At 45.7% G+C, this 11,493-nt stretch carries 7 protein-coding genes; 5 read left to right on the top strand and 2 right to left on the bottom strand.

The genetic code is table 11. From position 1 onward, the window contains the following. Nucleotides 1-153 precede the first annotated feature (153 nt). Nucleotides 154-2,718 (bottom strand): chloride channel protein, encoded by a 2,565-nt coding sequence (locus QUA04_RS26855; RefSeq protein ID WP_333263026.1) that lies wholly within the window; start codon nucleotides 2,716-2,718, stop codon nucleotides 154-156. A gap of 6 nt (nucleotides 2,719-2,724) precedes the next feature. Here QUA04_RS26855 and QUA04_RS26850 point away from each other — a divergent pair, with 6 nt between their 5' ends. After that, nucleotides 2,725-2,937 (top strand): hypothetical protein, encoded by a 213-nt coding sequence (locus QUA04_RS26850; RefSeq protein ID WP_333263023.1) that lies wholly within the window; start codon nucleotides 2,725-2,727, stop codon nucleotides 2,935-2,937. Nucleotides 2,938-3,357: 420 nt separating this feature from the next. Here the strand turns inward: QUA04_RS26850 and QUA04_RS26845 are convergent, their stop codons facing one another. Beyond that, nucleotides 3,358-4,518, bottom strand: coding sequence for a DUF58 domain-containing protein (locus tag QUA04_RS26845; protein WP_333263019.1), 1,161 nt, complete (start codon nucleotides 4,516-4,518; stop codon nucleotides 3,358-3,360). A gap of 282 nt (nucleotides 4,519-4,800) precedes the next feature. On the opposite strand from QUA04_RS26845, the gene QUA04_RS26840 reads away from it, so the two are divergent. From QUA04_RS26840 to QUA04_RS26825, 4 genes are all read left to right on the top strand, one after another. Continuing rightward, the gene (locus tag QUA04_RS26840; protein ID WP_333263017.1) at nucleotides 4,801-6,081 is read left to right on the top strand and encodes a PilT/PilU family type 4a pilus ATPase; all 1,281 of its coding nucleotides are present in this window, start codon (nucleotides 4,801-4,803) and stop codon (nucleotides 6,079-6,081) included. Between the two features lie 568 nt (nucleotides 6,082-6,649). Continuing rightward, complete coding sequence (locus tag QUA04_RS26835; RefSeq protein ID WP_333263014.1) at nucleotides 6,650-8,281, top strand: polysaccharide biosynthesis protein; 1,632 nt, start codon at nucleotides 6,650-6,652, stop codon at nucleotides 8,279-8,281. A 432-nt stretch (nucleotides 8,282-8,713) separates the two neighbouring features. Beyond that, nucleotides 8,714-9,919, top strand: a complete 1,206-nt coding sequence (locus tag QUA04_RS26830; protein ID WP_333263011.1) for a glycosyltransferase family 2 protein — start codon at nucleotides 8,714-8,716, stop codon at nucleotides 9,917-9,919. 277 nt (nucleotides 9,920-10,196) lie between these two features. Further along, complete coding sequence (locus tag QUA04_RS26825) at nucleotides 10,197-11,321, top strand: RNA-directed DNA polymerase (protein WP_333263007.1); 1,125 nt, start codon at nucleotides 10,197-10,199, stop codon at nucleotides 11,319-11,321. Nucleotides 11,322-11,493 lie beyond the last annotated feature (172 nt).

Below are 11,493 nucleotides of genomic sequence, written 5' to 3'. Positions count from 1 at the left end.
TCAACGGAAAAACTTTGGGGTTCCCACTTTTCACAACTGATAAAAAAATTCCACCCACATCTGCGGAATGTGGGATACAAAATGTTTGAATATCCGAACAAATCACCGGATGAATGATCGATCTACGATTCAATTGTTGTTGAGTTTCCAGCTTCATAACGCTCTCACCAAAATCACATTGCAGTTGCTTTGGCGAGAAATGATCGCTGGAATATTTCCTTGTTTTACCTGTTGCAACAATCCTTCTCGACTCGCACCCAAAACAATCACATCGCTGCGATCCTGTTTGGCATAACTCAACACTGCCGCAGGCACAGAATCAGCACACACAGAAGTGGTCAAGACAGGGGTGTTCACTTGGAGATTGATAAACTCAGCGGCGGCTTTCAAGACTTCCTCAGTTGGTTCTAAACCAGCATTACCAGCTTGGCGCTGCTCAGAAGCATCGTATACATGAAATAATCTGACTTGTGCGGTTTTATTCAGAGAAATCAATGCAGGCAGCAACCGAACTGCTTGCTCGGCATTGGGTCCGCCTGCCATTGGCACCAACCACCGCTCAAATGTTGCTGGATCGCTTAACTTCACCAACACCACTTCACAAGCAGCCTGTCGAATCATAGTATCGACAACTCGACTAAATACCCGCCCCGGTGTTGTAGTGCTGCCTTTCCACCCCATTAAGACAAGATCGATATGTCGCTCTTCGATCGTCTCGAGAATGGCACCAGACAAATCATGCGCCACTAGAATTTGGGTATGGATCGGAATTTGCCAAGCTTGAGCTAGACGGGTTGCCTGCTTTAGTAACTTTTGACCCTCAGCCGTTTTTACTGGAGTTTCTGCAAGCCCGTGATGTCTTTGCACAACAATCACCTGCACGCATTCAATTTCATAGTTGCGATCGCGGGCAATTGCCACTGCCATTTCTAACAGCGTCAGGGATGTTTTTGGATTGCTCAACGGCACGAGGATGCGCCCTTGTCCCGTTTCTGGCGATCGGGTTTGGTAAATTATCCGAGCTCGTTCTACCTTGGGTTGAGCGAGACTTTCGCTGTTGAGATAAGCTGCTTCAACACGAATGATATCGGTGCGGGTAATAATACCAACCAATCGTCGTCCTTCCACCACAGGTAAACTGTTGAGATTGTGTCGATCAAGTAAATGCAGCACGTAGGCAAGCGTATCTTCTGGGTGAATGCGAACGGGATCTGGTGTCATCAGATCGCTGACGAGATTCTCGCTATTCAATCCTCGTGCAGAAAAATTGGCAATATCCTTTTGAGTTAAAATGCCGACCAGCTTGCCGTTTTCCACCACCGGAAAAGTGCGGTGGGAAGACTTAGAAAACGCCTGCAAGGCTTCTTCGATCCGAATTCGACTAGAAAGCGTTTCTACTTTAGGCTGCATCACATCCAGTGCAGTTAGATCTGTCCACGGATCTCGAGCGGTGGTGTCTTGCTTCAGGTGAATGCCCTTAAACGCGAGCAAGCGATCGTAGAGCGAACCCTCATCGAGCAATTCTGCAATCAAGTAAGAAGTCACAGATACGATCATCAGCGGCAAGACTAAATTAAAGTCAGTCGTCATCTCAAACACCAGGATCACCGCAGTAATCGGAGTGCGGGCAACAGCACAGAAAAATGCCGCCATCCCAACCCGTGCATAAGTGGTTGCCAGACTTAAACCCAAAACTTGGTGTTCTCCGACTCCTACGAGGTATCCTAACGCCGCACCGAGTACCATGCTGGGAATCAGCAACCCGCCCGGTGCGCCAGAACCGTAGGTGACGAGAATCAGAAAAAACTGGATGCAAAAGACGATCGCCACAAGTTGCCAGTCTACATTTCCGGTTAAGAGGAGTTCTTTTAGTCCGGCATTGTCTCGAAATATATCTGGTAAGGCGGCGAGTGCAATTCCCGCGATCAGTCCAGCAAATCCGATTCGCTTGGATAAGCTGACATTGAGAAAGCGACGGTACAACGTCAAGCTACTCAGAATCGATCGATTGAACAGCACGCCCAGTACCCCTGCTAGGATTCCCAGAAGCAAGTAAAAGGGAATCTCAGGAGCAGAAAAGCTAGTATTAGATACCACCAGATGCAGATCTAAATCGAGATTGTGCGAACCGCTGATCCGAGCGACCACAGACCCGATGAACGAAGCCAGGATTGCCGTTCCCAAGGTGATGCCAGACACGTCTTGTAACAGTTCTTCGACCACAAATAAAACACCTGCGATCGGCGCATCAAACGCGGCGGCAAGTCCTGCTCCGGCGCCTGCTGCGAGGATTTGACGGCGGTGATCCGGTGAAGTTGGGAACCACCGACTCAGTTGACTCGCTAACGCTGCCCCAATCTGTACCGTCGGTCCTTCTCGTCCGAGGGGCATTCCGGCAGCGAGTACGAGGGTGGCGCTGACCAACTTTACTAGCGCAATTCGCAAATTCAAAGGCATCGGAACGTTAGCGAGTACCGCCTTCACTTCGCTCATGCCACTCCCGCTGGCTGCTGGAGCCACGCGCTCGACAATCAATCCAGACAAGAATCCGCCTAGCGCTCCGATCGAGGGCAGCGCTACATAAGCCGGGATTAAATGCGTTGCCTGCTGCCGCCAGCCGCCGAGCCAACCAACTCCTTGTGCTAACAAGAGCGCAGCCAGTCCCGACACTAGCCCAATCAGGCAGGCTTCAAAAATCGCCAATCGCTTGGGACGCAACAGCAGATGCGAAAAGCGGCTCCAGATAAGTTTTCCGATGCGTATCATTTTGCCTTTGGGGAAAGTGCAGGCGTTGACGAGAGCCGGTTAAAGCAGCGGTTTGGGGGACTCTGGATTGAGACCCGCAGGCTGTTGGGTCGGCGCTCGCCAAAGCTGATGTGGGTGATGACTAAACCAGTAGTCTATCGCAATGCCACCAGCGAACAGCAGCAGCAATAAATATAATTCTCTTCGCCCAAAAATTTGGTTTGAGTGATCGGCGGGAGGAAAATTTCTCTCTTTGTCATCAAATTGGTCTTTCATATTTCTGTCCACAAATTTATAAAAATGCTTTATTCTGACTAACGCGACTCTGAGCTTGATTCTTAAGGAGCGTAGCGTCTACAAGTTTCTAATATCATGTCCGGTCTATGAACCGCAATTAAAAGCCGGGCGGTTTTTTGAGATTGGAGATTGTTGGCAGATATTTTTGGTGAGGGAGCCGCTACGATATTAAGGATAATCGATCGGACACGATATGACCTCAGTTTAACAATATTGATCCCATGTTTTTCTGGGTGTACTTAACCAACCTGGAATATACTGTATAACCTTTGCCGTGCAAGGCATTTATCGGGCAATAAAACAAAAAAATGCTTTTTACAAAAATGAGATGCTCCCTTGTAACTGAATTTCTAAAGGTCGATCAAAGCGAATTTCTAAGCCGGGTAAATCGTGTTTTACTAACAACTTTTCGCCTGTTTCCGCAGTGGTGTTCGGCCAGAGTACCCAACGACTGCCTTGGGAAAGAGTGCTTAAACTTGCCGAGTTTTGAGTCAACCAAATTATCGGCAGTTTCGGCAAATTCTCAACCGCATCTTCCCCAGCATTAACCGCCGCTAAAGTTTCCAAAACTACCCGGTTGCCCGAAACAAGTCCAGTCCCTGCAGTCCAAAGTTTGACGTTTAACAGGCGCTTGCTAGCATAGAAGTAAAGAGACGCAGCTACAGTCACGGCTCGTTCAAATTCTTCTGGTTGCCACGCCGCAGCGCTGTCGAGAGCAATAATAATTTCTTGACCGCCGGCTGCAACTTCTAACTCTCTCACCCGCAGTTCTCCGTAGCGGGCGCTGGTGCGCCAGTGAATTAGGCGGGTGGGGTCTCCGTGGCGGTAAGGTCTCAGGTTGCGGGTGAGGCCTTCGGTAGCAGCTTGCGATCGACTACGATTGTAAAATTGCGGGCTGTCTTCTTGACCGATGCGATCGATCAAAGGGCAAGTGCTCAACAGCAAAACTTGTGGATACACAACCGCCACCGCTTTGACTGGGCGGCTGCGTCTGCACCAAAACAACCCTAAAGGTGCCGCCGTCCTCAAGTTTACCTCTTGCCACCGATAGACCCCCCGCTGCCGGACTTCTAAATAGTATGTCTCCCTGTATATACTGTTAGGCTCTATGACTTCGATCGGGCGGACGACGGGTTCTCCCAATACAAACGGCAAGATGTCTATCACTTGCAACAAAGTCTTAGGTTGGCGGGCGCGATTTTCGATTTCTAGTTCGACGGTGATTTGATCGCCCGCACTCACCGGTTCGATCGTCCGGCGACGGACTTCCAAGGAACTGAGCGATTTTCCCGGCAAAACCGCCGCTACTCCCAACAGCGCCAAACCCCCACCGCTGAGAACGTACAGCCACCCAGACATTGTATTAGTCGCCGACCCAAAAAAGAAAACCGTCATCCCCGACAGCAGCCAACCTGCGTAGGCAGGGGTAACAGCACGATTTTCGAGCCAGTCAGCGATTTTGTGACCGATGTTCATAGGAGTTGAAATTGTTAATTACTCGATCGCCCCATCCAGCCTAATTGTAAAATATTCTCAGCATTTAACACCGAATTAGCTGCGAGCGATAAAATTAGAAATCGGGCATTTTTTCGCAATAAATCTACATTGACCCTGGCCAAAAACGGATACAAGCCCCCGACACTCAGTCAGGGTCGATCCCCAAATTTTAGACTCTAGTTCCTGCTCCCAGATTAATCTGTGGAGTAAATCTAAAATCTAAAATCTAAAATCTAAAATAGACTGACTGGAGACAAAAAAATGAACCCATTAAACAATCCTACACCCCTTCGACCAGAGGCTCAAGCCCGCCGTACACCGCCGCCGCCTCCGCCCTTGGCTGCAACACCCGCGCCTCCTCCACCCGCGCCCAGTGCGCCCCCCCCTGCCCAGCAGCAGCGGCCTGTCGAGACACCCGTCAGTACGATCGAACAAATGGTCAGAGATGCCCATAGCGCCTCGGCTTCCGACATTCACATTCGAGTCGGCCAAGTACCTCGATTTCGGATTCGGGGTGTGATGCAAGTAGCAACTAACCACCCCAAAGTAACGCCAGAAATTTTTGAACAGTACCTAGCCGAAATTCTCACCCCCGAACAGCGAAAACAGTTTGCAACTACCAAAGAATTAGATTCAGCAATTTTTTACCCTGGCTTCGTGCGGTGTCGGCTAAACTGTTTTGAGTCCCTCAGCGGCGGCGCCATAGTATTGCGGTTGATTAGTTTGGAAATACCTACTATCGATTCCTTGAGGTTGCCAGAAGTTTTCAAAAGTATCATTTTGCGTTCGCAGGGATTAATATTGGTTACGGGGCCTACCGGTTCGGGGAAATCGACAACCGTAGCTGCGATGATCGACCACCTCAATCAGATGGAGCAAAAGCACGTAGTTACAATTGAAGACCCGATCGAATTCATTCATCCTTCTAAAAAATGCTTGGTCAGCCAGCGGGAAGTCGGCTTGCATACCCACGAGTTTCAGCAGGCTTTGCGCGCAGTTTTGCGGGAAGATCCCGATGTAATTCTGATCGGGGAAATGCGCGATCGCGTTACCATCAATACAGCGTTGCAAGCAGCTCAAACTGGTCACTTAGTATTGGGAACTCTCCACACTCGCAGCGCCATTAACGCTATTAATCGGTTATTGAACCTCTACCCGCCCGAGGAACAACAGGCGATGCGGATTCAAATTTGCGATTCTTTAGTAGCGGTAATTGCCCAACTTTTGCTGCCAACAGTTGACAACCGTCGGGTAGCAGTTCACGATATTTTGGTGAATACACCTGCCATGCACGATTATTTGATGAAAGGTGCTGATGATGAAGCTTTCCGATTAATGGAACATGATACTTACGAAGGAATGCAGATTATCAACCAGGGTCTTTACAAACTGGTGCTTGAAGGCAGAGTGACGATCGAAGAAGCGGCCAAAACTTCTCCCGAACCCAGCGATTTAGACCGTCGCTTGCGAACAGGAGGCTACGATGTTGGGGATGCTCGTGGCTTTGAAGGCAGCAAAAAAGAACGCATTGTTCGCGCCTAGTAGCAGCACACATACAGGGGTAGGCACTGCAGGACTACCCCACCCATCAAGTAACAAAATTTTCAGCAGAGGGAAATATTTGATTCGAGCTTTTGTGCGTATCTTTACTTAAGATTAAACTTTATTTAGTAACAAAAAGTACATTTTACTTTTTAAGTAAAAGGCTATAATCAATGTCGAGTGTATTGTTAAGTTTTTTTAAACGTAGACCCTACTTTACATAAACTTTAAAATTGCGTGAAAACTCGCAGGTGATTGCAAAGAAATAGTAAAGATATGTTCGGAGTCTTGCCAACACTCAGCAATTTAAGTATATAGTGGTATTGACAAATTTTGGACAGAGCACATTCCGACTTTGCCGATATTTGCCGATGGCAGAAGTAAGCAGGTTAAAAAAGCGCTTAATAAAACTACAACCATAGCAGATCGCGTGTCTTTCCGATTAAGTAGCTTTCAGTCTAAAAAATCCTAAAACCAAGGAGACTTTTAAAGATTCTGTCCCTCGAAAATTTGTTTAACAAGTCGCTTATCAGTAACGGTATTTCTAGAATTTAAAGGAGCAAAAAAAGTGAAGAGTGCATTTAACCAAAGAGAAGTGTTTGAAGGTGCCAGCAAAGCAGAAATAATTGAGCGCATCCAGCAGCTAGTTCCCCCGGGTTCCCCGGAACCGCAAGATCCTGAAATCCTCGCGGCCTTACAAACTCTCACCGCACAGCTAATCGCAGCCTATCAAGCCGACGGACAATTAGAAAGCGAACCTTTTAGCGATGTGCGCGGTCGCACTATTCACCTATACGCATCCGCAGTCAGTCGCAAAATCAAAGGAAAAACCATCCTCATCACCGGCGGAGAAGGATGTGTCGGCAGTTTCTTAATTGAAAAACTCCTCGAACTAGGCGCAACTAACATCATTTCCGCAGACAACGCCCGATGTCAAAACCCCGAAGAAAATCTGCCGCTTTTTACCAAAGAAGGTGCTGTAACTTTCTATGCCGTTGACATTCGCAACCTCGACGCGCTCAAACACATATTTGAGGTAGAAAAACCAGCAATTGTTTTTCACCTAGCCGCCCAACGCCAACCCGGACTAGCTGAAATCAAAATCCGAGAAACAGTTACAACCAGCCTGTTAGGATGTAAACACGTCATCCAACTCTGCGAAGAATACGGCGTAGAACACTGCGTATTCTCTTCGACAGGCAAAACATCTCGATATTTTACAACCGAAGTTTACGCCGCCTCCAAAAAGTTTGCCGAATGGCAATTTGCCAAAGCAGCTCAAGAAGGAGATGTCACTTACGGGATGGTTCGCTTTACTCATATGTTGGAAAATAGCTTGTTCTGCGAGCAAATGTCCAAAAAAGTAGAGCAAGGTAAAACTGTCAACGTTCACGCTCCCCACCGCTACGTAACTGCTCAAAATCTTTTTGAAGCCGTACATTTATTGCTGAATTCTCTGGTTGTGTCCGTTCCCGGAAAACTGAAATTTGTCGCCGTGAGTAATCTCGGTTGGCCGACAGAAACTTTGGAAGTAGCTCTTTATAAAATTCTTGAATCAGGCAAAAATCTGCCGATTTATTTTCAAGGACTTTTGCCGGGATACGAAGAACCTTTTTTCCTTGGACAATTTGACTGGAAAAAGCCTACAGACATTCACCTCCTAATTAATGTTTTGGAAGATCCTTTTAGAAGTGTTAACGATGCTGGCGACATGGTGAGTGTAGAATTAGCTCCTTTTTCTTTGCGCGTCTTAGATAAACAAGTGTCGAAGCTCGAAAGCCTAATCATCGATTCAGATTTCCCCGAAGTGCAAATCAAGCACGCTCTGGTCGCAGCGGAAAAAGAAGTGATTGCTTCCTCTTTTGCGTGGAGTGCCCCTGAAGAGTTGTTAAAGATTTTGCAGTGGGGAATCAATCCGAAGAAATTGCAAGGTTACGGAACGGAAATCGCTGACTATAGCGAGATTATCGAACTCCTCCTGCAAGGAATCTGCGGGCGACTTAACCAAGAAGTCTTGCACAGTGCTGGAGTTACGACAGATGAGTTTGATGACTTAGTTGAGAGTCTTTCTACCCTGGATTTGATTCAAGCAGAAGTGGGATATTTGCGATCGGTGTCGAGATATCTCAGAGAATTTGCACCCCCCGCACAGTTCACCACAAAAAAATCTGAATCTGTTGCTATCCGCGATGCAGCGTAGCTTGAACATAGTTTTGAGTTTGGAGATTGCTTCCTGACTGGCAACCCACAGGGGGTGAATGAGCTAAACATCGACCAAGTTGTTAGTTGATTACAAATAGAGCACCCAGAAACCAGTTTTCTCCAAGAAACCTGGTTTCTAAGCGTGTTTAAGGTTTAGTTAAATTGATATACTTACCATTTTTAGAATCGACATGATATGATATTATTTGCGATCGCATAAGAGCAATCAAATTAATTTGTAGCGAGGACACCAGTGCTAGTAGTTTTATGAGGACTTAAGCCATCATTACCAACGTTATAAGGGTGATTTTTCGCACGCATGATATGATGATACTTTAGATAGCGTTGTGCAATGAGTTAACAAAGATGCGGTTAGATTAAATGAACTCAATGAACGCAACAAATAAAATTAAATTAAGGTACTAGAATTGTGGAAATTAATCAGCTACTGTTTTTATTGATTGATGTTGTGCTATTGGCGATCGCCCTGATCCTTCTCATTCCCGTTGCAGTTCTATTTCTAGAATGCAGTGCAGCTTTCTTGTCCGGCCTGGGCGAGACAGCGGAAACTAAAGCCCCCCGCCCCAAAGTAGCAGTTTTAATTCCCGCTTACAACGAAGCAGCAGGAATTGCCGCCACCATCTCCACCATATTGCCGCAGCTAACACCTCAAGACCGCTTGTTAGTGATTGCTGACAACTGTACGGACGCCACGGCAGAAATCGCCCGTAACTGCGGTGCAAATGCGATCGAGCGTCAAGACGCACAGCGCAAGGGCAAAGGATACGCCCTGGATTTCGGCTTGCAGTCGATCGAATCCGACCCCCCAGAAGTAGTAATCATGGTTGACGCAGACTGCATTTGTCAGCCAGACTCTATAGAAAAATTAGCCCGTGTTGCAGTTGCCGAACAAAGACCAGTGCAAGCGACTTATTTAATGGAACAGCCGCCCAATCCTACTCCGAAAGATTCAATTTCTGCTTTAGCCTTTCTCGTGAAAAACTTAGTCCGTCCCAGCGGATTAAAACAGTTAGGATTTCCATCATTGCTAACAGGAACTGGCATGGCTTTTCCCTGGTCGATAATTCGATCGGTTACTCTAGCCAGCAGCAATATTGTTGAAGATATGCAGATGAGTTTGGATTTGGCGATCGCCGGACACCCAACAGTATTCTGCCCCGAAGCAAACGTCACCGGCTGTTTGCCGCAGCAGCAGCAAGCAGCTAAAAGTCAAAGAACCAGATGGGAACATGGTCACATACAGACATTGTTAACTCAAACTCCCCGCCTGACAGCAGCTTCAGTCGAGCAAAAACGTTTTGACTTATTGGCGATTGCCCTCGACTTATCCGTCCCTCCCCTATCGCTTTTAGTCGCTATCTGGCTAGCTGCTTTTGCCGCCTCTTTACTAGCAACAATTTTGGGAACATCCCCAATTCCCGCCGTCTTGTTAGCAGTACAAGGATTGCTGATTTTAGTTTCCATTGTCGGCGCTTGGGCAAAATTCGGGCGTGCCGATATTTCCGGCGCAACTCTTTTATCCGTACCTTTTTACATCCTGTGGAAAATCCCTTTGTATTTGGGTTTTATCCTGAAGCGGCAAACTAAATGGGTGCGGACAGAACGCGATGTTTAGTATTCGGTAGAATTAGGTAGGGTGCGTCAGACAGATACTTGACTCAAGTCAAAAATCTCGTTTCTGACGCACCTTAAGAAGGGGTTGGTATAGGTGAGCGACCTGCGGTATTTTTAGGTTAAACACTGTATTATAAGCTGTTTAGCATTTAAACTGCGTATTTCAGAGCCTGAAACCCTTTACTGGCCTAGATAGCCTCTGAGATTTAAATGGTGAACAGCTTACTACATCTGCAAGACAATTATACGTTAGGCAAAAACAAAATAAGACAAAGATCATGAACGAGCAAACGCTGCAATACTTCTTAGAAGATTACCCAAGAACATTGTTTCCCCTGGCTACTACTCATATTCTTATTCAGAATCATGCGGAGGCAATTCTTACATATATCTATGAAAAAGTACTAAATAAATCAGAGCCAGATCACTCATTTTTGTCTCAGCTTCCCTGTTATGCATCTAAAACCGGTTTTCACCTTCGACGAACAGTCAAATTAGATCCGGTTTCAGAATTATTTATCTACGATATTGTTTATAGAAACAGAAAAAGTTTTCGCTCAGATTTTAGTGAAAACAGAAAAAGTTTTGGTTATAGATTTGAAGGCGGGCAACCCATTGCTCAAACCCATAGTTATGCAGAATTTAAATCATTTATCGCACAGGGTAAAAAATCTTATCGGTTTAGCGCGAAGTTTGACATAAGTTCGTATTTTAACTCAATTTATCATCACGATCTTATAGATTGGTTTAGTGGAGGAGGTCGAAGTTTAAAGGACACAGAAGACTTTGGGCAGTTTCTACGAGAAATAAATGCTGGCCGATCTGTCGATTGTTTGCCCCAAGGATTGCATCCATGTAAGGTTATAGGTGCAGAGTTTTTAAAGTTTGTGGATAATTCGGTTTTTCTAAAAAGTCAGCTTATGCTTCGCTTTATGGATGATTATTATCTTTTTGATAATGATGAGAGTGTAATTAATTCAGATTTTGTTGTAATTCAGAAAATGTTAGGAGAAAAAGGTCTTTTTTTGAATTCTGCAAAAACAATAATAGGTCAAGTGGAAGAAATTAATATTGGGAAAAGAGTTGATACTATTAAAGCAGGTTTATTGCAAGTTAGACGACATATTATTGAAGTTTCTGGTATCGAGTTTGAGCATGATGAAGAGGAAGAATGTGAGGAGCTGAGTGATGAGCAAATCGAATATTTGCTAGACATTTTAAAAGAGCCGGATATTCACGAAGAAGATGCTGAACTGGTTTTAATTCTACTGCGAGATCATGGAAGTGATGTTTTACAGAGAATGAAAATTTTTCTAGAACGTTTCCCAAGCCTTAGCAAAACTGTTTATACTTACTGCCGATATTTAAATGACAAAACCGAGCTATCTAACCTGGTAAAATAATTCCTTAAAACATCTAGGAATATAACAGAAAATCAATTATTTTGGCTTGCAAAAATGACAGAAGATTATCTTATGCAGTCTCATAATTATGGTGATATAACCCACATTCCGCAGATATTCAAGCAGAAGGAAAGGAAGATAGATTCGGAAACACAAAACTCCCAAACGATTG

The sequence above is a fragment of the Microcoleus sp. S13_C5 genome (assembly GCF_036700845.1).
Taxonomy (GTDB): Bacteria; Cyanobacteriota; Cyanobacteriia; order Cyanobacteriales; family Microcoleaceae; genus Microcoleus.
Note: the sequence above shows the minus strand (reverse complement) of the source record. Positions and strands in the feature narration are given on the sequence as shown.

Excerpts from the sequence above, each read along its gene's own strand:
- QUA04_RS26850 (WP_333263023.1), top strand. The coding sequence starts at position 2,725 with ATGCGAAAAGCGGCTCCAGATAAGTTTTCCGATGCGTATCATTTTGCC.
- QUA04_RS26845 (WP_333263019.1), bottom strand. The coding sequence starts at position 4,518 with ATGAACATCGGTCACAAAATCGCTGACTGGCTCGAAAATCGTGCTGTT.
- QUA04_RS26840 (WP_333263017.1), top strand. The coding sequence starts at position 4,801 with ATGAACCCATTAAACAATCCTACACCCCTTCGACCAGAGGCTCAAGCC.
- QUA04_RS26825 (WP_333263007.1), top strand. The coding sequence starts at position 10,197 with ATGAACGAGCAAACGCTGCAATACTTCTTAGAAGATTACCCAAGAACA.